17 protein-coding genes and 1 pseudogene are annotated in these 22,272 nt (G+C 72.7%); 4 read left to right on the forward strand and 14 right to left on the reverse strand.

What is annotated here, in order from left to right; genetic code table 11:
• Nucleotides 1–95 precede the first annotated feature (95 nt).
• The 4 genes and pseudogenes from murJ to pdhA (ACGFZN_RS09545) form a co-directional block, all read right to left on the reverse strand.
• A pseudogene (gene murJ / locus ACGFZN_RS09530) lies at nucleotides 96–1,741 on the reverse strand (murein biosynthesis integral membrane protein MurJ).
• A gap of 140 nt (nucleotides 1,742–1,881) precedes the next feature.
• Nucleotides 1,882–3,270 carry a dihydrolipoamide acetyltransferase family protein gene (locus tag ACGFZN_RS09535; protein ID WP_393857903.1) on the reverse strand — a complete coding sequence of 463 codons (1,389 nt, stop codon included), beginning with the start codon at nucleotides 3,268–3,270 and terminating at the stop codon, nucleotides 1,882–1,884.
• 11 nt (nucleotides 3,271–3,281) lie between these two features.
• Nucleotides 3,282–4,259 carry an alpha-ketoacid dehydrogenase subunit beta gene (locus tag ACGFZN_RS09540; protein ID WP_393857904.1) on the reverse strand — a complete coding sequence of 326 codons (978 nt, stop codon included), beginning with the start codon at nucleotides 4,257–4,259 and terminating at the stop codon, nucleotides 3,282–3,284.
• A gap of 1 nt (nucleotide 4,260) precedes the next feature.
• Complete coding sequence (gene pdhA, locus ACGFZN_RS09545; protein ID WP_393857905.1) at nucleotides 4,261–5,493, reverse strand: pyruvate dehydrogenase (acetyl-transferring) E1 component subunit alpha; 1,233 nt, start codon at nucleotides 5,491–5,493, stop codon at nucleotides 4,261–4,263.
• A gap of 626 nt (nucleotides 5,494–6,119) precedes the next feature.
• Between pdhA (ACGFZN_RS09545) and ACGFZN_RS09550 the strand changes: the two genes are divergently transcribed.
• Nucleotides 6,120–7,118 (forward strand): phosphotransferase, encoded by a 999-nt coding sequence (locus ACGFZN_RS09550; RefSeq protein WP_393858112.1) that lies wholly within the window; start codon nucleotides 6,120–6,122, stop codon nucleotides 7,116–7,118.
• Between the two features lie 52 nt (nucleotides 7,119–7,170).
• Here the strand turns inward: ACGFZN_RS09550 and ACGFZN_RS09555 are convergent, their stop codons facing one another.
• Nucleotides 7,171–8,826, reverse strand: coding sequence for a protein kinase (locus ACGFZN_RS09555; protein ID WP_393857906.1), 1,656 nt, complete (start codon nucleotides 8,824–8,826; stop codon nucleotides 7,171–7,173).
• Between the two features lie 343 nt (nucleotides 8,827–9,169).
• Between ACGFZN_RS09555 and ACGFZN_RS09560 the strand changes: the two genes are divergently transcribed.
• Nucleotides 9,170–10,807 carry a protein kinase gene (locus ACGFZN_RS09560; RefSeq protein WP_393857907.1) on the forward strand — a complete coding sequence of 546 codons (1,638 nt, stop codon included), beginning with the start codon at nucleotides 9,170–9,172 and terminating at the stop codon, nucleotides 10,805–10,807.
• 106 nt (nucleotides 10,808–10,913) lie between these two features.
• On the opposite strand, the gene ACGFZN_RS09565 is transcribed toward ACGFZN_RS09560, so the two are convergent.
• Nucleotides 10,914–11,459: a bacterial proteasome activator family protein gene (locus ACGFZN_RS09565; RefSeq protein WP_330338855.1), complete on the reverse strand. Its 546-nt coding sequence runs from the start codon at nucleotides 11,457–11,459 to the stop codon at nucleotides 10,914–10,916.
• Nucleotides 11,460–11,675: 216 nt separating this feature from the next.
• On the opposite strand from ACGFZN_RS09565, the gene ACGFZN_RS09570 reads away from it, so the two are divergent.
• On the forward strand, nucleotides 11,676–12,434 hold the full coding sequence (locus tag ACGFZN_RS09570; RefSeq protein ID WP_393857908.1) for a hypothetical protein: 759 nt from the start codon (nucleotides 11,676–11,678) through the stop codon (nucleotides 12,432–12,434).
• A 61-nt stretch (nucleotides 12,435–12,495) separates the two neighbouring features.
• Here the strand turns inward: ACGFZN_RS09570 and ACGFZN_RS09575 are convergent, their stop codons facing one another.
• From ACGFZN_RS09575 to pdhA (ACGFZN_RS09600), 6 genes are all read right to left on the reverse strand, one after another.
• Nucleotides 12,496–13,476 (reverse strand): NAD(P)H-quinone oxidoreductase, encoded by a 981-nt coding sequence (locus tag ACGFZN_RS09575; RefSeq protein WP_393857909.1) that lies wholly within the window; start codon nucleotides 13,474–13,476, stop codon nucleotides 12,496–12,498.
• A 115-nt stretch (nucleotides 13,477–13,591) separates the two neighbouring features.
• A complete protein-coding gene (locus ACGFZN_RS09580) occupies nucleotides 13,592–14,944 on the reverse strand; it encodes a molybdopterin molybdotransferase MoeA (RefSeq protein ID WP_393857910.1) in 1,353 nt (450 codons plus the stop codon).
• Entirely contained in the window at nucleotides 14,941–15,852 is a 912-nt protein-coding gene (locus tag ACGFZN_RS09585) for an NTP transferase domain-containing protein (protein ID WP_393857911.1), read from the reverse strand. Before ACGFZN_RS09585 ends, ACGFZN_RS09580 begins: the two co-directional genes overlap by 4 nt.
• A gap of 69 nt (nucleotides 15,853–15,921) precedes the next feature.
• Nucleotides 15,922–17,289 carry a dihydrolipoamide acetyltransferase family protein gene (locus ACGFZN_RS09590; protein WP_393857912.1) on the reverse strand — a complete coding sequence of 456 codons (1,368 nt, stop codon included), beginning with the start codon at nucleotides 17,287–17,289 and terminating at the stop codon, nucleotides 15,922–15,924.
• Nucleotides 17,289–18,293: an alpha-ketoacid dehydrogenase subunit beta gene (locus ACGFZN_RS09595; protein ID WP_393857913.1), complete on the reverse strand. Its 1,005-nt coding sequence runs from the start codon at nucleotides 18,291–18,293 to the stop codon at nucleotides 17,289–17,291. The genes ACGFZN_RS09590 and ACGFZN_RS09595 overlap by 1 nt, the downstream gene beginning before the upstream one ends.
• Nucleotides 18,290–19,444 (reverse strand): pyruvate dehydrogenase (acetyl-transferring) E1 component subunit alpha, encoded by a 1,155-nt coding sequence (gene pdhA, locus ACGFZN_RS09600; protein WP_393857914.1) that lies wholly within the window; start codon nucleotides 19,442–19,444, stop codon nucleotides 18,290–18,292. The genes ACGFZN_RS09595 and pdhA (ACGFZN_RS09600) overlap by 4 nt, the downstream gene beginning before the upstream one ends.
• A 189-nt stretch (nucleotides 19,445–19,633) precedes the next feature.
• On the opposite strand from pdhA (ACGFZN_RS09600), the gene ACGFZN_RS09605 reads away from it, so the two are divergent.
• Nucleotides 19,634–20,119, forward strand: a complete 486-nt coding sequence (locus ACGFZN_RS09605) for an Lrp/AsnC family transcriptional regulator (protein WP_393858113.1) — start codon at nucleotides 19,634–19,636, stop codon at nucleotides 20,117–20,119.
• A 37-nt stretch (nucleotides 20,120–20,156) separates the two neighbouring features.
• Here the strand turns inward: ACGFZN_RS09605 and ACGFZN_RS09610 are convergent, their stop codons facing one another.
• Nucleotides 20,157–20,744 (reverse strand): TetR/AcrR family transcriptional regulator, encoded by a 588-nt coding sequence (locus ACGFZN_RS09610; RefSeq protein WP_393857915.1) that lies wholly within the window; start codon nucleotides 20,742–20,744, stop codon nucleotides 20,157–20,159.
• Nucleotides 20,741–22,258, reverse strand: a complete 1,518-nt coding sequence (locus ACGFZN_RS09615; RefSeq protein ID WP_393857916.1) for a 3-hydroxyacyl-CoA dehydrogenase — start codon at nucleotides 22,256–22,258, stop codon at nucleotides 20,741–20,743. The genes ACGFZN_RS09610 and ACGFZN_RS09615 overlap by 4 nt, the downstream gene beginning before the upstream one ends.
• Between the last annotated feature and the right edge of the window lie 14 nt (nucleotides 22,259–22,272).

Below are 22,272 nucleotides of genomic sequence, written 5' to 3' on the forward strand. Positions count from 1 at the left end.
ACTCCGTCACCATCCGTGACGCCCCTGACGCCACCCCGACCGGCCCCTGACACGGTGTCAGGGACGGTCCGTACCCGGTATGCGGGATGCCCAGGTCAGCGCAGCCCCGGAAGTCGTCGAAGCTCGCCGATCCCCAGCGCTCTGCCGGCCACCGCATAGACGAGCCCGAGTACCAGTGAGCCGGTGACGGTCGTCAGCACCGCCTCCACGGTGCCGTGCCCCGCCACCCCGGCACAGGCCCGCGCCGCCGCCCAGCCCGCCACCGCCGCGACGCCTCCGGCGCCCAGCAGCCGGGCGTAGGTGCCGCGCAGGGTGCCGTCGTCGAGCCGGCCGCCGGTGCGACGGGCCAGCAGGCGGGCGGTGAGGAGGAGCCCGGCGACGTAGGAGACGGTGTAGGCGCCGGCCATGCCGGTGACCGCCCAGCGCGCCGGCAGCAGCAGATGGCAGGCGGTGGCGAGCGCGATGTTGACGACGCCGATCCACACGGCCATGAAGAACGGCGTGCGGGTGTCCTCGAAGGCGTAGAAGCCGCGCAGCAGCAGATACTGCGCCGAGAACGGGATCAGCCCGAGCCCGAAGGCCTGGAGCATGTGCCCCAGGGGCTGGGCCGTGGCGGGGTCGGCGGCGCCGTGCGCGAAGAGGAGGACGGCGATGTTGGGCCCGAGCGCGGTGAAGAGGAAGGCGGCCGGCACGATCACCACCCCGCTGACCCGCAGCGCCCGGGACAGGTCGGCGCGCAGATCGGAGATACGCCCTTCCGCTGCGGCCTTGCTCATACGCGGCAGCAGGGCGGTGAGAGCGAGACGGTGACGACGGACTGCGGCAGCATCCAGATGGTCTGCGCGTAGCTGTACGCCGTGTACCCGACGCCCGCCTTCGGCAGTTGCTGGTCGGCGGCGTTGGCGTAGTTGGTGACGGCGGTGAGGGCGACCAGGTTGGTCAGCACGAACAGCAGCGTCCACTTGGCCGCGTGGATCCCGGAACCGAGTCCGGCACCGCGCCAGTCGAACCGGGGCCGGAACCGGAAGCCGGCGGCACGGGCGAACGGGACGAGCGCGAGGGCCTGCACGGCGATGCCCAGCGTCGTCCCGGCGCCGAGCCAGCGCACCTGGGCGTCGGTGACGTCGGCGACGGAGCTGGGCACGGTCATCATCCTGAGATACGCGCCGAACATCGCCACGAGCACGACGTTGTTGAGCACCGGCGTCCACATCATGGCGCCGAACCTCTCGCGGGCGTTGAGCACTTGGCCGTAGATGGCGAAGAGCCCGTAGAAGAAGATCTGTGGAAGCAGGAACCGTGCGAAGACGACCGTCAGCCGGTACGCCGCGTGCGTCTTGGGCGTGTCCCGTATGTACAGGCTCACGATCTCAGGCGCCGCCCACACGGCGAGCGCGGTCCCGACGGCCAGCACAGTGACGACGAGGGTGACGAGCCGCTGCTCGTACGCCCGCCCGCCATCGGCGTGCGAGGCACGCGCGCGTACCAGCTGCGGAACCAGCACGGCGTTCAGCGCGCCGCCGATCAGCAGGGTGTACAGGCTGGTCGGCACGGTGTTGGCCGTGTTGTACGTGCTTGCGAGCAGGCCCGTCCCGAGCGCGGCCCCTTGCAGCACCTGCCGCACCAGCCCACTGGCCCGCGACACGACGGTCCCGCCGGCCATGAGCACCGAGGCCCGCCCGACGCCACCCACCGCCTGCGGCTTCGCATGCCGCCGGCCGGCCTTCTCCCCCGTCACCATGCCGTCAGATTACGGCAGTTGTGATCACCGCCGGACAAGGTGCCCGGCCAGACGGCCGGTCGCCTGCCCGAGGGGCGAGCAGAAGGGGGCGGCCGCACGTCGAGGTTGCGACCGCCCGCGCTTCCGGGCTGTCCGGGCCGTCAGGCCCAGGTGATCAGCCTCTTCGGCTGTTCCAGAATCGCCGCCACGTCGGCCAGCACCTTCGAGCCCAGTTCACCGTCCACCAGGCGGTGGTCGAAGCTCAGCGCCAGTGTGGTGACCTGGCGCGGCTTGACCTTGCCCTTGTGGACCCACGGCTGGAGCTTGATCGCGCCGACCGCGAGGATCGCCGACTCGCCGGGGTTGAGGATCGGCGTGCCGGTGTCGACGCCGAAGACGCCGACGTTGGTGATGGTGACCGTGCCGCCCTGCATCGCGGCGGGGGACGTCTTGCCCTCGCGGGCCGTCGCCACCAGCTCGCCGAGCGCGGCGGCCAGCTGCGGGAGCGTCTTGTCGTGCGCGTCCTTGATGTTCGGCACGATCAGGCCTCGCGGAGTGGCCGCCGCGATGCCCAGGTTGACGTAGTGCTTCTGGACGATCTCCTGGTTGGCCTCGTCCCAGGACGCGTTGATCTCCGGGTTGCGCTTGATCGCGACCAGCAGAGCCTTGGCGATCAGCAGCAGCGGGTTGACCCGCAGGCCCTGCATCTCCTTGTCCTGCTTCAGCTCCTCGACCAGCTTCATCGTGCGGGTCACGTCGACCGTCACGAACTCCGTGACGTGCGGCGCCGTGAACGCCGAGCCGACCATCGCCGCCGCCGTCGCCTTGCGGACGCCCTTGACCGGGATGCGGGTCTCGCGCGCGCCGTCGTACGAGGCCATCGGCGCCTGGGTCACCGGTGCGGCGACCGGGGCCGCTGCGGCGGGGGCCGGCTGCTCGGCGGGCCGCGGTGCCGCCGCCGCGTGGACGTCCTCGCGCGTGATGATGCCGTCCGGGCCGGACGGGGTGACCGTCGTCAGGTCGACGCCGAGGTCCTTGGCCAGCTTGCGCACCGGCGGCTTGGCCAGCGGGCGGGGCTTCTCGGCGACCGGCGGGTGGCCGTTCAGCTCGGCCTGGATCGCCTGGGCCGGCGCCGGGACGCTCACCTCGGGGCCCTTGCGGGGGCGCCGCTTGGTGGCGGAGGTGGACACGCCGTAGCCGACGAGCACCGGCTGGCGGCCCTCCGGCTTGGCCTCGGCCTCCTCGGCGGCGGGCTGCGGCTGCTGCGCCGGCGCCTCGGCCGCCGTACCGCCCGCCACGTCCACCGCGATGATGGGCGTGCCCACGTCGACCGTGGTGCCCTCGGGGAAGTGGAGGGCGCGGACCACGCCGTCGTAGGGGATGGGCAGTTCCACCGCCGCCTTGGCGGTCTCCACCTCGCACACCACCTGGCCGTCGGTGACGGTGTCACCCGGCTGGACGTACCACTTGAGGATCTCGGCCTCGGTGAGTCCCTCGCCGACGTCCGGCATCTTGAACTCGCGTACGGACGCTTCCGTCATCGTCGTCACGACCTTCTCCCTCAGTACGCCAGCGAGCGGTCGACGGCGTCGAGCACGCGGTCCAGGTCCGGCAGGTACTCCTCCTCCAGGCGGGCCGGCGGATAGGGGGCGTGGTAACCGCCCACCCGCAGGACCGGCGCCTCCAGGTGGTAGAAGCACCGCTCGGTGATCCGGGCGGCGATCTCCGCGCCGGAGCCGAGGAACACCGGGGCCTCGTGGACCACGACCAGGCGGCGGGTCTTCTCGACGGAGGCCTGGACGGTGTCGAAGTCCAGCGGGGACACCGAGCGCAGGTCCAGGACCTCCAGGGACCTGCCCTCCTCGGCGGCCGCGTCGGCCACCTCCTGGCACAGCTTCACCATCGGGCCGTACGCCACCAGGGTGAGGTCGGTGCCCTCGCGGACGACCTGCGCCTTGTGCAGCGGGGCGGGGATCGCCTCGGCATCCACCTCGGCCTTGTCCCAGTACCGGCGCTTCGGCTCGAAGTAGATCACCGGGTCGTCGCTCTGGATGGCCTGCTGCATCATCCAGTACGCGTCCGACGCGTTCGACGGCGAGACGACCTTCAGGCCCGCCACGTGCGCGAACAGGGCCTCGGGGGACTCCGAGTGGTGCTCGACCGCGCCGATGCCGCCGCCGTAGGGGATGCGGACGACGACCGGGAGCTTGACCTTGCCCAGCGAGCGCGCGTGCATCTTCGCGAGCTGGGTGACGATCTGGTCGTAGGCCGGGAAGACGAAGCCGTCGAACTGGATCTCCACCACCGGGCGGTAGCCGCGCAGGGCGAGGCCGATCGCGGTGCCGACGATGCCGGACTCCGCCAGCGGGGTGTCGATGACGCGGCTGTCGCCGAAGTCCTTCTGCAGGCCGTCCGTCACACGGAACACACCGCCGAGCTTGCCGACGTCCTCACCCATGATCAGGACCTTGGGGTCGGTCTCCAGGGCGCGGCGCAGCGACTCGTTGATGGCCTTGGCCATCGCCATCTTCTCGGCCATCTCAGTGACCCCCTTCTGCGTCCGCGAACGACGCCTGGTAGGCGGCGAACTGCGCTCGCTCCTCGTCGACGAGCGCGTGCCCGTCCGCGTACACGTTCTCGAAGATGGCGAAGTGGTCCGGGTCGGGCATGGCGCGGACCGCTTCGCGCACTCGTTTGCCCAACGCCTCGGACTCGGCCTCGAGTTCCGCGAAGAACCCCTCGTCCGCGTGGTTTGAGGCCTCCAGGTACCGGCGAAGGCGCAGCAGCGGGTCCTTCGCCTCCCAGGCGAGGCGCTCGTCGTCGCCGCGGTAGCGGGTGGGGTCGTCGGAGGTGGTGTGGGCACCCATGCGGTAGGTGTACGCCTCGACGAGGGTGGGGCCCTCGCCGCTGCGGGCGCGCTCCAGCGCCCACTTGGTGACCGCGAGGCAGGCCAGCACGTCGTTGCCGTCCACGCGCACGCCGGGGAAGCCGAAGCCCTGGGCGCGCTGGTAGAGCGGCACCCGGCTCTGCTTCTCGGTCGGCTCGGAGATCGCCCACTGGTTGTTCTGGCAGAAGAACACCACGGGGGCGTTGTAGACCGCGGAGAAGGTGAACGATTCGGCCACGTCGCCCTGGCTGCTCGCGCCGTCGCCGAAGTAGGCGATCACCGCGCTGTCCGCGCCGTCCTTGGCGACGCCCATCGCGTAGCCGGTGGCGTGCAGCGTCTGGGAGCCGATGACGATCGTGTACAGGTGGAAGTTGTTGCTGTTGGGGTCCCAGCCGCCGTTGTTCACGCCGCGGAACATGCCGAGCAGGTTGGTCGGGTCGACCCCGCGGCACCAGGCGACGCCGTGCTCCCGGTAGGTCGGGAAGACGTAGTCGTCGTCGCGCAGCGCCCGCCCGGAGCCGATCTGGGCGGCCTCCTGGCCCAGCAGGGAGGCCCACAGGCCCAGCTCGCCCTGGCGCTGCAGGGCGGTGGCCTCGGCGTCGAAGCGGCGGGTGAGCACCATGTCGCGGTACAGACCGCGCAGGTCTTCGGGGGTGATGCCGGCGACGTAGGCGTCGTACTCGGCGTTCTCGACCCGCTCGCCCTCGGGCGTCAGCAGCTGGACGAGCTCGGGCTCGGTGCTCTTCGCGGCGGTGGCGCGGGGGGTGCGCTTGGTGCCGGTGGCTCCGGACTTGGTGCCGGTCGTGCCGGCCTTGCTGCCGGTGGTGCCGGCTTTGCCTGCGGCGCTGCGTCGCGGCTTGCGCGCGGCACTGCTGTCCACGGTCACGTGTGCTCCTCCGTCGTTCCGGCCCCCGGGGTTGCCGGTAGGCCAGTGCGGCTCACCTGTTCCGACCACCGGGCACGGGGTGGGTGCCACTCGGCCGGGAACAGGCGTGACAGGTGCCCCGGCGAGCGCCCTGCAACCATCACGTTACCCACAGCTCCACATTTCTGTGAAACCCCACCTGACCTGCGATTTTGCTTGGATTTCCAAGTAAATCGAGGAGGGGTGGAAGCGCGCTGGTCACAGCCTTGCGAAAGGCCGGAGCAAAGCGCACGTTATATCGCTGACCCAGCTCACGGGAAGAGCTGTGTGTGAGACCGATCGCGCACCCAAGGCAGGACATGTCCGGTCATTCTCCGGCGCCGGCCATGCGGGTGAGGGGACGGAAAAGCACAGCGCCCTTTGCGGCTGCGGGAAGTCACCGGGCCTTTCCCGAACGACGCACCGCCACCGGAGAGGGAATCATGATCGGAATGCGCGGGGAACGCACGCCCCGGACCATGGCGTGACCGAATGCGATCGACGGCGACTTCCTGTGACAACGCCCAGCTCAAAGCCGCTTTTCGTGCCCTACGATCTGCGGCGTGCCGCGCTCATGTGTACCACCCCTCGTACCCCACGCGCCCCCTCTGGGCGCCTTGCTGCGTCTCTACGCCGCCGGTACGGCCCTCACCTGCGAGCCGGTCGACCAGGGACTGCTGAACCGCGGCTACCGGCTGTGCACCACGCGCGGCCGCTACTTCCTCAAGCACCACTTCGACCCCGACACCGCGGACCCCGCGGCCATCGAGCGCCGGCACCGCGCCACCCAGCGCCTGGCCGACCTCGGCGTCCCGGTCGCCGTGCCGCTCGCGCACCGCGAGGGCCGCACGGTCGCCGTCGTCGGCGGCCACGCCTACGCGCTGCACCCCTGGATCGACGGCAGGCACCTCCACGGCGGACAGCTCACGCGCGGGGAGAGTGCCCGCCTGGGCGCCGTCCTGGGCGCCGTGCACGCCTGTCTGGAGCGGGTGATGCCGCCCAAGGGGCGCACGCGTCCCGCCACAAGCCCCCACCCCGTGGAGAGCGCCGATCCCGCCGACACCTACGCGCTCATCGACGACCTGCTCGCCCATGTGCGCCGGCACCGCCCCGCCGACGCCTTCGACGAGCTGGCGCGGCACCGGCTGCTGGAACGCCGCGCCCTCCTGGAGCAGCACGCGGACCGGCGGCCGCCGCCCGGCGGCTCGGTGGGCTGGGTGCACGGCGACTTCCACCCGTTCAACGTGCTCTACAAGCACGACACCCCGGCGGCCATCGTCGACTGGGACCGGCTCGGCGTGCAGCCCCGCGCCGAGGAGGCCGTACGCGCCGCCGCGATCTTCTTCGTACGGCCCGGAGGCACCCTCGACCTGCCCAAAGTACGCGCCTACGCGCGCGCGTACCGGCGTGCGGCCGACGCCACGCCCGCGGAGCTGGCGGCGGCCGTGCACCGGGTGTGGTGGGAGCGGCTGAACGACTTCTGGATGCTGCGCTGGCACTACGAAAAAGGCGACACGCGCGCGGACTGCCAGTTCCCAGCCGCGTCGGCGCTCGCCGTGTGGTGGACGCGCGAGTACGACGCGGTGTGCCAGGCGTTCACCGGCTGATCCTCGCGCGCGCCCGCGGGGCAGCCCCGGTGGCAGCCCCGGCGGGCGTTCCTCAACCGGTCGTGCCGGTGTCCGCGCCGCCGTCCGCCGTGGTTCCGCCGTCGGTGGCACCGCTGGTCGTACCGCTGTCCGTGCCGCCGTTGGTCGTGCCCGTGTCCGTGCCGCCGTTGGCCGTACCCGTGTCCGTGCCGCCGTTGGCCGTACCGGTGTCGGTGCCGCCGTTCGTGGTGCTGCCGGTGGTCTGCGACGGAGAGGTCTGCGGGTCCGTGGGCTCGTCGGTCGGGCCCGTGGACTGCGACTGCGACGTCTGCGGGTCCGACGGCGTGTAGTCGGAGCCGCCCGAGGTCGAGCCCGAGCCGTCGTCGGTGGTGCTGCCCGTGGGCTGGTCGGTGGTGTCGTCCGTCGGGGACGGGGTGTCCGAGTGGTCCTTCGGGGCCTGCGAGTGCGTCGCCGGCGGCTTGGTGTCGGTGCCCGTGCCCTGGCCGCCGGTGTTGTGGTTCAGGGCCAGCGCGACACCCGCCGCGATCGCGACGACCGCGAGGACGGCCAGGAGCCACAGCTTGCCGCGACCGCCGCCCTTGTTGCCGTGCCCCTCGAAGCCGCCGTCGTCGCCGCTCCCGTAGCCCTGCGGCAGGATCGGCTGCGGGATCTGCGCGGTGCCGGAGCCGAAGTCGCCCGGGTGCTGCATCGCGGTCGTCCGCGCGAAGCCGCCCGCCGGGGTGTGCCGGCCGTCGTGCGCCTCCACCGGCCCGGTGTTCCAGGTGCCGGTGTGCCCGCCCTGCTCGTACAGCATCTGCAGGCCGTACTGGACCAGACCGCGCATCTCCTCGGCCGTCTGGAACCGGTCGTCCGGCTCCTTGGCGAGCGAGCGCATCACCAGGCCGTCCAGCTCCGGCGGGCAGCCCTCGGAGACCTCCGAGGGCGGGGTCGGGATGTCCTGGACGTGCTGGTAGACCACCGACAGCGGGGTCTCGCCGGTGAACGGGGGCCGCAGCGCGAGCAGTTCGTACAGCAGGCAGCCGGTCGCGTACAGGTCGGAGCGGTGGTCCACGGCCTTGCCGAGCGCCTGCTCCGGGGAGAGGTACTGCGGCGTGCCCATGACCATGCCGGTCTGCGTCATCGTCGTCGACGCGCCGTGCAGGGCGCGCGCGATGCCGAAGTCCATCACCTTCACGGCGCCGCTGTTCGTGATGATCACGTTGGCGGGCTTGATGTCGCGGTGCACGATGCCGTGCTGGTGCGAGTAGGCGAGCGCGTCCAGCACCCCGGAGACGATGATCAGCGCCTGCTCGGGGCCGGGCGCCTCCGCGTTCATCAGCAGGTCGCGGATCGTCCGGCCCTCGACCAGCTCCATCACGATGTACGGCACGGACTGGCCGCCGACGAAGTCCTCACCGGAGTCGTACACGGCGACGATCGCGTGGTGGTTGAGGCCGGCCACGGACTGCGCCTCGCGCGTGAAGCGGGCCTTGGAGACCGGGTCCTCGGCGAGGTCCGCACGCAGCAGCTTCACCGCGACGGTACGGCCGAGACGGACGTCCTCGGCCGCGAACACCTCGGCCATGCCGCCCCGGCCCAGCCGGTGGGTCAGCCGGTACCGGCCGTCGCCGACGAGCCCTCCGTTGCCCCACGTCTCCGGCGCGTCCGACATGCCGCCGCCACTCGCCTCGGGGTCGGACGGGCCCTGGGCGCGCTGCGTCTGTGCCATCAGTCCTCGCCGTCGTTTCTGCCCGCGGTGCGCGCGGTGTTGTCACGGTCTCCGTCCGCCACGCTACAGCCTCCGCGCGAACCACCGGTCCGGAACCGGAACCGGGACCGGCCGAAGCCGGACCGGCCATCAAACCTGTAGCACGCGCTGTCGTGCAAATTCTGTGTGCCGGCCGTACGCCCCCTGTAACGCTTGCGCGACGCTTCTTGCGCGTACGGTCACGGAACGGGCACCGCGCTTGACGTGCCGGGACCCTCCGGCAGACTTGGCCGGGAATGACACATTCGATCAAGGCCCGTGCGAAGAGCGAAAGCGCCGGACGGCCGATGGGGGACGCGGAGAGATGAGCCAGGACGGCGCACACGGCCGGTACACGGGACAGGCCCTGGCCGGCGGACGCTACCAGCTGCGGGACCTGCTCGGCGAGGGCGGCATGGCCTCGGTGCACCTGGCCTACGACGCCGTGCTCGACCGCCAGGTGGCGATCAAGACGCTGCACACGGAACTCGGCCGGGAACAGGCGTTCCGCGAGCGCTTCCGCCGCGAGGCCCAGGCCGTGGCCAAGCTCACGCACACCAACATCGTCTCCGTCTTCGACACCGGCGAGGACGATCTGGGCGGCATGACCACGCCGTACATCGTCATGGAGTACGTCGAGGGCCGCCCGCTGGGCTCGGTCCTCGCGGAGGACATCCGGCAGTACGGCGCGATGCCCGCCGGCAGGGCGCTGAAGGTCACCGCCGACGTGCTGGCCGCGCTGGAGATCAGCCACGAGATGGGGCTGGTCCACCGCGACATCAAGCCGGGCAACGTGATGGTGACCAAGCGCGGCGTGGTCAAGGTCATGGACTTCGGCATCGCCCGCGCCATGCAGTCCGGTGTGACGTCGATGACGCAGACCGGCATGGTCGTCGGCACCCCGCAGTACCTCTCGCCCGAGCAGGCCCTCGGCCGCTCCGTGGACGCCCGTTCCGATCTGTACTCGGTCGGCATCATGCTGTTCCAGCTGGTCACCGGGCGGCTGCCGTTCGACGCGGACTCGCCGCTGGCGATCGCGTACGCGCACGTGCAGGAGGAGCCGGTCACGCCCTCCTCGATCAACCGCGCGCTGCCGCCCGCGGTGGACGCGCTCGTCGCCCGCGCGCTGAAGAAGAACCCGAACGAGCGGTTCCCGAGCGCGGAGGCCATGCGCGACGAGTGCCTGCGCATCGCCGCGTCCCTTCAGGCGGCCGCGCCGAGCATCGTGCCCGGTGCCGGGCCGACGCAGAGCGGCGCGGGCGTCGGCTCGGCGGTGTTCCCGCCGGTCGACCGGAGCGCCCAGGCGGCCCCCGGCCCGGTGCAGACGCCGTACCAGCCGGGCCCGTACGGCGCGCCGCAGACACCGGCGCCGGGCTACGGCTACCCGCAGCAGGGCGGGCAGAGCGGCTACCAGACGCCCCCGCCCGTGGGCTACGGCCCGCAGGCTCCGCAGGCCGCGTCGACCCCGCCGCCGTACGTCATCTCGGCGCAGCCGTCCGCCCCGCACTCCGGCGGGGGCAGGAGCAACAAGCCCGTGATCATCGGCTCGGTCGCGGTGTCACTCGTCGCGGTCGTCGCCCTGGTCGTGGCGCTCGCGCTGAACAACAACGGCAGCGACGACAAGGGCGGCAGCGGCGGCGCGAGCGCCTCGGCGTCCTCCCACCCGTCGGGCTACCGCGCGCCGGACAGGACCCGGGTGATCGACCCGGCCAAGTGCACGGACCCGACGGAGTCCTACAACGACGAGAAGAAGGTCCTGCTGCCGGACTTCCGGTACAAGGACATCGACTCCGTGAAGAAGTGCCTCCAGGCCGGGCACTGGAAGTACAAGACCACCCCCCAGAACGACAACACCTGGGGAGACGGCACCGTCCTGGACCAGTTCCCCTCCCCGGACACGGAGGTCGACCCGAAGGACCCGGGCACCATCGAACTGACCGTCTCGACGGGCAATCCGGCCTAGAAGACACGAAGGGCCCGGCGCCGATGCGCCGGGCCCTTGTCGTGTACGGCCTGCCAGTCCCGCTCGCCGCACGTCCGCTGACGGGTACGTCCCTTACAGGTACGGATTACAGGTACGGACCGCCCGAGCGGCCCGCGGTGCGGTGGTCGTCGCCGCCCTCATGACCGGTCATGCCCGGCGGCAGCGCGCGGCGCATCTGCTCCAGCTGGGCCCGCGCGGCCATCTGCTGGGCGAACAGCGTGGTCTGGATCCCGTGGAAGAGGCCCTCGAGCCAGCCCACCAACTGTGCCTGCGCGATCCGCAGTTCCGCGTCGCTCGGCGTGACGTCGTCGGTGAACGGCAGCGAAAGCCGCTCCAGCTCCTCCACCAGCTCCGGGGCCAGGCCGTCCTCCAGCTCCTTCACCGAGCTGGCGTGGATCTCCTTCAGCCGCACCCGGCTCGCCTCGTCCAGGGGAGCGGCGCGCACCTCCTCCAGGAGCTGCTTGATCATGCTGCCGATCCGCATGACCTTGGCCGGCTGTTCCACCTGCTCCGTGACCGGGGTCTCACGGGACTCGTCGTCCCCGTTGCCACCGCCGAGCGCCATCCCGTCCTGGCCCACGACGAGGATCTGGGGATTCTCCGGCGACCGTTCGTTCCTCGGCATCTCCATGCCGCCATTCTCTCGCACCCGTACACCTCATCACCGTGGTGCCCCCTCGTGGGGGTGATCCACCGTTTAGACCCGACGGCCCATCCTGAAATGCCCGGTTCGCCATTGAATGTGAGGCTGGATCCGTCGGCCATCCGGCCGTCCGCCCCTCCACCTGCCCCACCGACCCGGCCTCCATTCCCAGTCCCCGTCCCCCGTCCCCTTGTCCGCCCGCCCATGGCTCACGCCATCGGGCTCCGGGAGGTCACCGACGTGACTCCATGGCTGCGCACCTCACTCCGCTGCGTACGGCTGCTGCCGCTCGTCCTCGCCGTGTCACCGCCGGCGTACGGCACCGTCACCGCCCACACCACGCCCGCGTACGCCGCCCACCCCGGCCCGAGGACGTCCCCCGATTCCCCGCACCGGCCCACCCCGCACGACACGGCCCAGGCCCGTCCGGCCCGCCCGGAGCCGGCAGAGCACGGTAAGCACACGGGGCGGGCGGACCGCGGCGACCCCGAGCCGTCGGACGGCGGCCCCGGCCCGGCGAGCCCCGGTCCCGGTCACTTCGGTCTCCCCGTGCCCGGCCGCACGCCGATACCCCCCATACCCTCGGACTCCGCCTCCGCCTCGTACCGTCCGACCGCCGTCGAACCGACCCGCGCGGGCAGCCGGCCCGGTGAAGGGCGGATGCGGCCCGGACGACCGGACGGTCCCGCGGCCGAAATCGAGGGCGACGACCCCATACCCACCGCCGCCCCCAGCAGCGGCCAGGCGGAGGAACCCGAGACCGCGGACCTTCCGACCGCCACCCCGACCCCCTCGAACACCCCCGGTGGGGCCGGCCTCGACCGGCCCCCGCCCCAGAACGCCGCGCCCCAGGACGAGACCGACCAGCCAGTCCTGCAGATACTCCCGCTGGGCAGCGGCCTGGTCCTCATAGGCCTGGGGCTGGCCCTGGCCCTCCTGGGCCTCAGACTCCGCAGAGACTGACCACCAGCCCCGGAAAACACCCCTCGCGGGACCATCGCGCCCCGCCGGCCGCCTCCCGGCGTTACGACGTCACCAACAGCACCTTCCCCACGTGCCCGCTCTCCTCCACCACCCGGTGTCCCTCGGCCGCCTCCGCCATCGGCAGCTCGCGGTCCACGACCGGACGGACATGTCCGCCGGCGACCAGCGGCCACACGTGCTCCCGCACCGCCGCCACGATCGCCGCCTTCTCGCTCAGCGGCCGGGCCCGCAGCGAGGTCGCGCTGACCGCGGCCCGCTTGTTCAGCAGCGTGCCGATGTTCAGCTCACCCTTGACCCCGCCCTGCATGCCGATGATCGCCAGCCGTCCGTTGACGGCGAGCGCCCGCACGTTGCGGTCCAGGTACTTGGCCCCCATGTTGTCGAGGATCACGTCGGCCCCCGCGCCATCGGTGGCCTGCTCGATCTCGGCGACGAAGTCCTGCTCCCGGTAGTTGATCAGGATGTCCGCGCCCAGCTCGGCACACCGCTCCAGCTTCTCCTTGGTGCCGGCGGTCACCGCGACCTTCGCCCCGACAGCCTTGGCGAGCTGGATCGCCATGGTGCCGATGCCGCTGGACCCACCGTGCACGAGCAGCGTCTCGCCCGGCCGCAGATGGGCGATCATGAACACGTTGGACCAGACGGTGCAGACGACCTCGGGCAGCGCTGCGGCCTGGCTGAGGCCGACACCCTCGGGCACGGGCAGCAGCTGCCCTGCCGGTACGACGACCTTCTCGGCGTAACCGCCGCCCGCGAGCAGCGCGCACACCTCGTCGCCGACCGCCCAGCCGGACACTCCGGGACCGAGCGCGGCGATCCTGCCGGAGCACTCCAGGCCGGGGTACGGGGAGGCGCCGGGCGGCGGGTTGTAGAAGCCCTGCCGCTGCAGGATGTCCGCACGGTTGACGGCGCTGGCCACCACCTCGACCAGCACCTCGCCCTCGCCGGGCGCCGGGTCGGGCACCTCCGCCCACACCAGCGCCTCGGGACCACCAGGTTCGGGAATCGTGATCGCATGCATGCCCGTGACGCTACTCCCCGCGACAGCGCGCCCGGGGCAGACCCGCTCGCCAGGTGCTATGGCACCGGGCAAGACGTTTCACGTGAAACGCCCGATGGCGGCGGGGCCGGACGTTTCACGTGAAACACACCTCGATTCCCGCGGTCGCCCACGGCAGTTCGAGCAGCTCGGTCTCCTCGCCCTGCCGGGCGCCACCGGGCGGTACGACGGCCAGCGCGTCGGCGGCGGCGATACCGCGGAGCATGGCCGGCCCGTTGTAGTGCAGCGGTACGGCATGGTCGCCGCGCAGCACCACGGGAATCAGCCGGGTGTCGTACGGATGCCCCTGAACGGCGTCGCTGAGCGGCAGCGTGTACGGCTCGGGGGCCGGGTGGGCGGCCAGCGTGCGCACCAGCGGCTCGGTGAGCGTCAGCAGGCCGGAGACGGCCGCGAGCGGGTTGCCGGGCAGACCGACGAGGTACTGGGCGTCCTTGGTGCGGGCCAGCAGCATGGGGTGGCCGGGGCGCACCTTCACGCCGTCGACGAGGAGTTCGGCGCCGAGACGCTCCAGGATGGGGTGGACGTGGTCGACGGGACCGCCTGCCGTACCACCCGTGGTGACGATCAGGTCGGCCGCAGAGCCGCTGACGGCCTTGCGCAGGGCCTTGGCGTCGTCGCCGATCCGGCGTACGGAGATCACCTCGGCGCCGAGGGCGCGCAGCCACGGCGGCAGCATCGGGCCGAGCGCGTCCCGGATCAGCCCGTCGTGGGGCAGCCCCTCGGTCAGCAGTTCGTCGCCGAGCACGAGGACTTCGGCACGCGGTCGCGGTACGGCGGTGACGGTGTCGTACCCGGCCGCCGCGGCGAGGCCCAGGACGGCGGGGGTGATCCGGGTGCCGATGGGCAGCAACTGGTCGCCGCTGCGGCACTCCTGACCACGCGGGCGGATGTCCTGGCCGTGCTCGATCTCCCGTGTGGCGTGCAGCCGCCCCTGCGCGTCGGTCCGTCCGTGCTCGCTGCGCAGGACGGCGGTGGTGTCGGCGGGGATGCGGGCGCCGGTGGCGATGCGGACCGCCTCGCCGTCGGTGAGCGGTTCGGGCTGGGCGTGCCCGGCGAGCACGCCCTCGTCGCGCACCTCCCAGGGGCCGGGCCCGGCGACGGCCCAGCCGTCCATCGCGGAGGTGTCGAAGGAGGGCAGGTCGGTGAGCGCGTCGAGCGGGGCGGCCAGCACCAGGCCGAGGGCGTCACCGAGCGGCACGGAGACGGGGGCGCGACGGGTCCCGGCGCGTGCGGCGCGGGCGGCGATCTCGCGGGCCCGGTGCCAGGGGGTGGCCTGGTGCCGGTGGTCGCCGTGCGCTTCGGGCGCCGGGCCGGGGAGCCGGCCCGTGTGGCCGTCCTTCGCTTCCCTCACGAGGGCCAGGGCCTCCTCGACATCGAGGTCGTCGCCGTCCTCGGCGGGCGCCGCGGCGCGCGTTCCCGGGGCGGTCATCCGGCGTCCGGGGCGCTCGGGCCCCCGCTGCTCGCTTCCTTGCCCCCGGCGTTCTCGTCCTCCCAGCGCAGCGCGAGCGCGGCGGCCTTGCGGGCGGCCTCGGTGACGGCCTCGGGGCCGCCCTTGCCCTGCGCGGCGGCGTAGCCGACGAGGAAGGTGGTCAGCGGGGCTGCGGGCCGGGCCACGCCGTGCGCGGCGTCGCGGGCCAGGTCGAGCAGGACGCCGGTGTCGACGTCGAGGTCGATGCCCAGCTCGTCCTTGACTGCGGAAATCCATTCATCCAACACGTGCCCATGCTCCCTGATGCGTGCCCTGGCGTTGACGAGGTCGTCCCAGGTGTCGCAGTCGAAGGACGCGAGCGGGTCCGGGACGCGGGTGAGCTTGAGGGCGCCGGTCAGCCGGCGCAGGGGCAGTCCGTTCAGGCCGTCGGGCCCGGCCGCGAGGGCGGCCAGCTCGCGGCGGAGCACGGCGGTGCGGTAGGCGGCCACGAGCGGCTGGTCGCGGCCGTCGGCGTCGGTGAGCAGCGCACCGTCGGCCCCGGTGTCGCCGAGAGCGGCCAGCAGGCGCCGTAGCGTGGCCGGCCGGAGGAACGGCAGGTCGGCGGAGAGGACGACGGCGTGCTCGGCACCGGTGAGCCGCAGTCCGGCCTCCAGCGCGGCGACCGGTCCGGCACCGGGGGGCTCCTCACGCGCCCAGAGCACCGGCCGCGCGGTGGGCCGTCGGTCGGCCACGACCACGGTCGTCCCGGCGTCCGCGCAGGCGGCCAGGACCCGGTCGAGGAGTGCCCGGCCCCCGACCCGCAGACCGGGCTTGTCGGCCCCGCCGAGCCGCCGGGCGGCGCCCCCGGCCAGCACGACGGCGTCGTACGGCACGGGCGTCGCCGGTGCGGCGGGGGCGTTGTCGGTCACCCCCCGAGTATGTCCCGAGGGCGCCGCTTTGTATCTCCCGCGGGGCCTTGGCTGCGGGCCCCGCGAGGGTCACAGGGTGCGCAGGAGCACCGCCGGCTGCTCGACGCAGTCCGCCACGTACCGCAGGAAGCCGCCGGCCGTGCCGCCGTCGCACACCCGGTGGTCGAAGGTGAGCGAGAGCTGGACGACCTGACGCACGGCGAGCTCGCCCTCGTGCACCCACGGTTTGGGGACGATCCGGCCGACGCCGAGCATGGCGGCCTCGGGGTGGTTGATGATCGGGGTGGAGCCGTCGACTCCGAAGACCCCGTAGTTGTTCAACGTGAAGGTCCCGCCGGTGAGTTCGCCGGGTGTCAGCGTCCCGGCGCGGGCGGCCTCGGTGAGCCGGGCGAACTCGGCGGTCAGCGCCTCGGCGTCCCGCGCGTGAGCGTCCCGGACCACCGGCACGACGAGCCCGCGGTCGGTCTGCGCGGCGAACCCGAGGTGCACGTGGTCGAGCTGGACGACCTCGCGGGTCTCGGTGTCGACGAAGGAGTTCAGCTCGGGGAACCGGGCAAGCGCTGCCGTGCAGATGCGGGCGAGCAGCGCGATGAGGGAGATCTTCGGCCCGCCCGCCGCGTTCATGGCGGCACGCGCGCGCATGAGCTCGGTCGCGTCGGCGTCGACCCAGCAGGTGGCGTCCGGGATCTCCCGGCGGCTGCGGGAGAGCTTGTCGGCGACGGCGCCGCGGACGCCCTTGAGCGGAACACGGGTGCCTGCGGCGCGCGCACCGAGAGCGGTGGTGGGCGTCTGCGGCGCGGCGGGGGCGTGCGGGGCGGCAGCAGCGTGCGCGTCCTGGGTCGCGGGCGCCGCGGCGGCCTTGACCCGCAGGGCGCTCTCGACGTCCGCCCGCAGGATCAGCCCGTCGGGGCCCGAGCCGGCCAGCTGCCGCAGGTCCACACCGCCCTCACGGGCGAGCCGGCGGACCAGGGGGGAGATGACGGGCACCGGACCCTCGGCACGGGGTGCGCCCACGCGCGCGCGGGTGTTCCCGCCGGCTGCCGTACCGGCGCGGCCCGTACCGGTGCTGCCGTTCGCGGCGGCCGGACCCGTCGGCGCCGGCCGCACCCTGCGGCGCCGGGCCGGGGCCTGCGAAGTGCCGTATCCGACCAGGACGTTGCCCGACCCCTCGCCGTCCCCGGAGGGGGCCTGCGGGCCGACGGCAACCGTCAGCAGCGGTGCGCCGACCGGCAGTTCGGTGCCCTCCTCGCCGAGGAGGGCGGTGACCACGCCGCCGTACGGACAGGGCACCTCGACCATCGCCTTGGCCGTCTCCACCTCGACGACCGGCTGGTCGACGGCGACGACGTCGCCGACCCGGACCAGCCAGCGGACGATCTCCGCCTCGGTGAGTCCCTCGCCGAGGTCGGGCAGCTTGAACTCCAGCACCTGTGCCATCAGCCCTCGGCCTCCCACTGCAGCCGGGCCACGGCGTCCAGGATGCGGTCGACGCCGGGCAGATGGTGCCGCTCCAGCATGGGCGGCGGGTAGGGGATGTCAAAGCCGGCCACGCGGAGCACCGGCGCCTCCAGGTGATGGAAGCAGCGCTCGGTGATCCGGGCCGCGATCTCGCCGCCCGGCCCGCCGAACCCGGTGGACTCGTGGACGACGACCGCGCGTCCGGTGCGCCGCACCGCCGCGCAGACCGTCTCGTCGTCGAACGGCACCAGCGAGCGCAGGTCGATCACTTCCAGGTCCCAGCCCTCGGCCTGCGCGGCCTCGGCGGCCTCCAGGCAGACCGGCAGGGAGGGACCGTAGGTGATCAGCGTGGCGCTGCGGCCGTGTCGGCGGACGACCGCCCGTCCGATGGGCTCCACGTCCGTGGGGTGCTCGGGGTTCCAGGAGTCCTTCGACCAGTACAGGCGCTTGGGCTCCAGGAAGACGACCGGGTCGTCGGAGGCGATGGCCTGGCGCAGCAGCCCATAGGCGTCGGCGACGGTCGCGGGCGTGACGACGTGCAGGCCCGGCGTGGCCATGTAGTAGGCCTCGGAGGAGTCGCTGTGGTGCTCGACGCCGCCGATGCCACCGCCGTAGGGGACACGCACGGTGATCGGCAGGGGCATCCTGCCGCGCGTGCGGTTGCGCATCCGGGAGACATGGCTGACGAGCTGCTCGAAGGACGGGTAGGCGAACGCGTCGAACTGCATCTCCACCACCGGCCTGAGGCCGTACATGGCCATGCCGACGGCGGTGCCGAGGATGCCGGCCTCGGCGAGCGGGGTGTCGGTGCAGCGGTCCTCGCCGAACTCCTTGGCGAGGCCGTCGGTGATCCGGAAGACACCGCCGAGGGTGCCGACGTCCTCGCCCATGACGTGTACGGCCGGGTCGGCGGCCATCGCGTCGCGCAGCGCGCGCGTGAGGGCCTGCGCCATGGTGGCGGGCTTGACGGCGACGGTGGTCATCGGGCGCCGCCTTCCTGCGCGCCGTGCTGCTCCTGCTCGGCTTCCAGCTCGGCCCTGAGCAGGGCGCGTTGTTCGCGCAGCTGCGCGGTGGTCTCGGCGTAGACGTGGTCGAAGAGGGCCATCGGATCCAGCTCGGGATCGCGGTTCATGCGGTCACGCAAGGAGGCGGCCATCGCCTCGGCGTCCTGGCGGGCGGCCTGGATGCCGGCCTCGTCCAGCAGTCCGCGCTCGGTCAGCTCCGCCTCCAGCAGTTCGATCGGGTCGTGGGCGCGCCAGGCCTCGACCTCGGCGTCGCCGCGGTAGCGGGTGGCGTCGTCGGCGTTGGTGTGAGCGTCGATCCGGTAGGTCACCGCCTCCACCAGGGTCGGTCCGCCGCCCGCACGCGCGCGCCGCACGGCGTCGCTGAGGACCTCGTGCACGGCCGCGGCGTCGTTTCCGTCGACCAGCCGGCCCGGCATGCCGTACCCGACGGCCTTGTGGGCCAGGGAGGGGGCGGCGGTCTGCTTGGCGAGCGGGACGGAGATCGCGAAGCCGTTGTTCTGCACGAGGAAGACGACCGGGGCCTGCCAGACGGCGGCGAAGTTCAGCGCCTCGTGGAAGTCGCCCTCGCTGGTGCCACCGTCGCCGACCATGGCGAGCGCGACGACGTCGTCGCCCTTGAGGCGGGCGGCGTGCGCGAGGCCGACGGCGTGCGGCAGCTGGGTGGCCAGCGGGGTGGACAGGGGGGCGACGCGGTGCTCATAGGGGTCGTAGCCGCTGTGCCAGTCGCCGCGCAGCAGGGTGAGGGCCTCGACGGGGTCCACACCGCGGGCGACGACGGCGAGGGTGTCGCGATAGCTGGGGAAGAGCCAGTCGCGCTCTTCGAGGGCCAGGGCGGCGGCGACCTCGCAGGCCTCCTGGCCGGTGCTGGACGGGTAGACGGCGAGGCGGCCCTGCTTGGTCAGCGCGGTGGCCTGCGTGTTGTAGCGGCGGCCGCGCACCAGCTGGGCGTGGAGCCGGCGCAGCAGGTCGGGGTCGGCCTTGGCGACCGCCTCGGTGCCGAGGACGCGGTAGGGCTCGGCGTCGGGCAGCAGCGGCGCGGGGTCCATACGGGGCTGCCAGGCGGGCGGCGGCGACGGCCGGTACGCGCCCCGCTGCTCCAGAACCGTCATGACGGCACCTCCTCGTGGGAGCGGCTACGGAGGCGCCTCGGCTGTGAGGCGCCCCACCAACCGATTGTTCGGTCGCCGGCACATTTTGGCTACAGGCGGGTCCAGGCTGTGGACAAACGGTTCTCCACAGCCTGCAATGAACGCAGGACGTCCACGGCGAGGGAGCGGGGGGCAATGGCAGCTGAACAAATGGCCGACGGGCCGCAGGACGGCACCGCACTGCCGCCGCCACGCCCGCTGGACGCGATCGACCAGGACATCCTGAAGATGCTGCAGGCGGACGGCCGCGCCTCCATACGGTCGGTCGCCGAACGCGTCCACGTCTCGCGCGCCAACGCCTACGCGCGCATCAACCGGCTGGTCGAGGACGGCGTCATCCGCGGGTTCAGCGCGCGCGTCGACCACGAGCGGGCGGGGCACGGCACCTCCGCGTACATCACGCTGAAGATCGTCCAGAACACGTGGCGCACCGTCCGCGAGCAGCTCAGACAGCTGCCCGGCGCCTCCCACATCGCGCTCGTGGGCGGCGACTTCGACGTGCTGCTGCTGGTGCACACTCCCGACAACAGGGCGCTGCGCGAGCTGGTGCTGACCCGGCTCCAGGCCATCCCCGAGGTGCTCAGCACCCGCACCCTGCTGGTGTTCGAGGAGGAGGACGTGGAGCCGGAGGCGTGAATCCGGGGCGGCCGGCGCCGGCTGCCCAGCCCCGGTGTCAGCTCTGCTTCAGGCCCGCGAAGACCAGCCGTACGACCGCGTCGGCTACTTCGCGTTCGCCGGCGCCCCGCGGGTCCGGCCGGTACCACTCCACGATCGAGTTGATCATTCCGAAGACCAGCCGGGTGGCCAGCCGGAACTCCACGTCACCGCGCACGTCCCCGTCGGCCGCCGCCGCCTTCAGCAGCTGCGCGACCCGGTGGTCGAAGTCGCGCCGCCGCTCCAGCGCCCACCGCTCGGTCGCCGTGTTGCCGCGCACCCGCAGCAGCAGCGTCACGTACGGCAGCTCGCGGATGAGCACCTCGACCATGCGCCGCACCACGTGCTCGAGGCGGTCGACGGACCGACCCACGCGCGCGTGCTCCTCGTCCAGGATCGCGAACAGGCCGTCCAGGGCCCGGCTGACGGCCCGCTGCAGCAGCTCCTCCTTGCCGCTGACGTGGTGGTAGATCGACGACTTGGAGATGCCGGCCGCCTTCGACAGGTGCTCCATGGAGGTCCCGTCGTAGCCGCGCTCGATGAAGACCTGGACGGCGACGGAGAGCAGCGTCTCGGGGGTGTAGGTGTCGCGCTTGGCCGTGGTCATGACGTGCCCTCCCGCTTGTCCTCGACGGCGTATGCGTGGCGGTAGAGCGCGAGGGAGGGCGCGTAGCGTCCGGAGGGGTCGCGCTCGTGCATCTCGTCCAGGACGTCGAAGGAGAAGTCGCGGCCGAGTTTGCGGTCCCACTCGAACGGGCCGAGCGGGTAGTTCACCCCGAGGCGCATCGCCGTGTCGATGTCCTCCTCGGTGGCGACGCCCTTGGCGACGGCGTCGTGGGCGAGGTCGATGATCCGGGCGACCGTGCGCGCGACGATCATGCCGGGGACGTCGCCGATGACGCTGACGTCCTTGCCGAGGGCCTGGAAGAGGCCGGTGGCCTCGGCGAGCGTCTGCGGCGAGGTGTCCTGTGCGGCGGACAGGGCGATGCGGGTGGCGGCGCGGTAGTCGAGGGCGAGGTCGAAGTAGACGACGTCGCGGAACTCCGCGGAGGTCTGGCCGTCGGCGAGGACCAGCTGGCCGCCGCTGGGCAGCACCAGGCGGGTGCCGTTGTCCTCGTCGTCCTCGCGGACCCGGATGCCCGCCTCGCGGATCAGCGTGAGCAGCTCCGCCGCCGGACCGAGGCCGCCCTCGGCGATGACGTAGGCGGGCGGCTGCTCCTTGTCGGCGGTGTGCGGCTCGGGCCGCTCGGCGCCTTCGGTGTGGTCGTACCAGCCGTGCCCGGTCTTGCGGCCGAGGCGGCCGGACTCGACCAGCCGGCGCTGGGCCAGGGACGGGGTGAAGCGCACGTCCTGGAAGAAGGCCTGCCACACCGAGTGGGTCACGGACTCGTTGACGTCCTGGCCGATCAGGTCGGTCAGCTCGAAGGCGCCCATCCTGAACCCGCCCGACTCGCGCAGGACGGCGTCGATGGTGGCCGGGTCGGCGGCCTGCGCCTCGTAGACCGCGAAGGCCTCGGCGTAGAACGGCCGGGCGATCCGGTTGACGATGAAACCCGGGGTGTCGGCGCAGGCCACCGGGGTCTTGCCCCAGGCGCGGGCCGTCTCGTACGCGCGCGTGGCCGAGGTGACGTCGGTGGCGAACCCGGAGACCACCTCGACCAGCGGCATGAGCGGGGCCGGGTTGAAGAAGTGCAGGCCCACGAAGCGGCCGGGACGGCGCAGGGCGCCGCCGATGGCCGTCACCGACAGCGAGGAGGTGTTGGTGGCGAGCAGGCAGTCCTCGGGGACGATCGTCTCCAGCTCGCCGAAGAGCTCCTGCTTGACGTCCAGCCGCTCCAGGACGGCCTCGACGACCAGAGCGCAGTCGGCCAGGTCCGCGAGGCTCTCCACGGGGGTGAGGCGGGCGCGGGCCGTGTCGCGGTCGGCGGCGGCGAGCCTGCCCTTCTCCACGAGCCGGTCCAGACGGGCGACGATCGCCGCGGCCGCGTCCTGGGCACGCCCGGCGACGGCGTCGTACAGCCGCACGGGGTGGCCGGCGACCAGCGCGACCTGGGCGATGCCCTGGCCCATGGTGCCGGTGCCGACGACGGCGACGGGGCTGCTGAGGTCGAGTGCTGTCATGTGCGCGATCCTCC

It is taken from the genome of Streptomyces sp. NPDC048192 (assembly GCF_043202415.1).
Lineage (GTDB): Bacteria > Actinomycetota > Actinomycetes > Streptomycetales > Streptomycetaceae > Streptomyces.

Excerpts from the sequence above, each read along its gene's own strand:
- ACGFZN_RS09540 (WP_393857904.1), bottom strand. The coding sequence starts at position 4,259 with ATGGCCGAGAAGATGGCGATGGCCAAGGCCATCAACGAGTCGCTGCGC.
- ACGFZN_RS09555 (WP_393857906.1), bottom strand. The coding sequence starts at position 8,826 with ATGGCACAGACGCAGCGCGCCCAGGGCCCGTCCGACCCCGAGGCGAGT.
- ACGFZN_RS09560 (WP_393857907.1), top strand. The coding sequence starts at position 9,170 with ATGAGCCAGGACGGCGCACACGGCCGGTACACGGGACAGGCCCTGGCC.
- ACGFZN_RS09565 (WP_330338855.1), bottom strand. The coding sequence starts at position 11,459 with ATGGAGATGCCGAGGAACGAACGGTCGCCGGAGAATCCCCAGATCCTC.
- ACGFZN_RS09570 (WP_393857908.1), top strand. The coding sequence starts at position 11,676 with ATGGCTCACGCCATCGGGCTCCGGGAGGTCACCGACGTGACTCCATGG.
- ACGFZN_RS09575 (WP_393857909.1), bottom strand. The coding sequence starts at position 13,476 with ATGCATGCGATCACGATTCCCGAACCTGGTGGTCCCGAGGCGCTGGTG.
- ACGFZN_RS09580 (WP_393857910.1), bottom strand. The coding sequence starts at position 14,944 with ATGACCGCCCCGGGAACGCGCGCCGCGGCGCCCGCCGAGGACGGCGAC.
- ACGFZN_RS09590 (WP_393857912.1), bottom strand. The coding sequence starts at position 17,289 with ATGGCACAGGTGCTGGAGTTCAAGCTGCCCGACCTCGGCGAGGGACTC.
- ACGFZN_RS09595 (WP_393857913.1), bottom strand. The coding sequence starts at position 18,293 with ATGACCACCGTCGCCGTCAAGCCCGCCACCATGGCGCAGGCCCTCACG.
- pdhA (WP_393857914.1), bottom strand. The coding sequence starts at position 19,444 with ATGACGGTTCTGGAGCAGCGGGGCGCGTACCGGCCGTCGCCGCCGCCC.
- ACGFZN_RS09605 (WP_393858113.1), top strand. The coding sequence starts at position 19,634 with ATGGCCGACGGGCCGCAGGACGGCACCGCACTGCCGCCGCCACGCCCG.
- ACGFZN_RS09610 (WP_393857915.1), bottom strand. The coding sequence starts at position 20,744 with ATGACCACGGCCAAGCGCGACACCTACACCCCCGAGACGCTGCTCTCC.
- ACGFZN_RS09615 (WP_393857916.1), bottom strand. The coding sequence starts at position 22,258 with ATGACAGCACTCGACCTCAGCAGCCCCGTCGCCGTCGTCGGCACCGGC.